This window comes from Bacillus sp. HY001 (assembly GCF_007558965.1).
In the GTDB taxonomy this organism is placed as follows: Bacteria; Bacillota; Bacilli; order Bacillales; family Bacillaceae_G; genus Bacillus_A; species Bacillus_A mobilis.
Window position 1 is genome coordinate 1 of record NZ_VLTE01000306.1, and the last position, 935, is coordinate 935.

Genomic DNA, 935 nt, shown 5'->3' on the forward strand with positions numbered 1-935 from the left:
CATCTGAAACGTGTTCTCCACGCGGTGAAGTATCTGGCATGATTACTGCAACTTGATGCTTTTCAGCCAAACGTTGGAATCCACTTTTTTGACTAAAATTATCATCTGTACAAGTTAAACCAGATAACCACCATATAAGCGGGATTTTTTTCTTTTCTTTATTTGATGGTAAGTAGATACTAAATTTCATATCACATTGCAAAACTTTTGAATAATGACTATATTTACGTTGCTCTCCTTCAAAAGAACGATGTTGTTCAATACATTTAAGACTCATTATCTCACTCTCCATATGTTAAAATCGTACGAATGGATTCACCTTTGTGTAATAAATCAAATGCCTCATTGATGTCTTTGAATTCTAAATGATGAGTAATAAACGAATCTAAATCAATATCACCCTCCATATAATCTTCAACCATTTTTGGAAGCTCAGATCTTCCCTTAACCCCACCAAAGGCTGACCCACGCCATACTCGGCCTGTTACTAATTGGAATGGACGGGTATGAATCTCTTTACCAGCACCAGCTACACCGATAATAATACTTTCACCCCAACCCTTATGACATGCTTCAAGAGCGGACTTCATTACTTCAACATTACCAATACACTCGAAGCTATAATCCACGCCTCCATCTGTCATTTCGACTATAACTTCCTGAATTGGGCGATCATAATCCGCAGGATTCACAAAATCAGTCGCTCCCATTTTTTTAGCTAGTTCCCATTTTTCGGGATTTAGATCAACTGCGATAATTCGGCTTGCTTTCGCTTGAACCAGTCCTTGAATAGCGGCTAATCCAATCGCTCCTAAACCAAATACCGCTGCCACAGCTCCTTCTTCCACTTTTGCAGTGTTGTGTACCGCACCAATACCTGTAGTCACACCACAACCTAATAAGGCAACTTTATCTAACGGAGCATTTTCGTCGAT

At 39.3% G+C, this 935-nt stretch carries 2 protein-coding genes; both read right to left on the reverse strand.

What is annotated here, in order from left to right:
• A partial coding sequence (locus FOT98_RS31460; RefSeq protein ID WP_260851160.1) for an alpha/beta hydrolase-fold protein occupies window positions 1-277 on the reverse strand: 277 nt, incomplete at its 3' end.
• A 4-nt stretch (window positions 278-281) separates the two neighbouring features.
• Window positions 282-935: zinc-binding dehydrogenase (locus tag FOT98_RS31465; RefSeq protein ID WP_144291272.1), on the reverse strand; the 654-nt coding region annotated here is incomplete at its 5' end.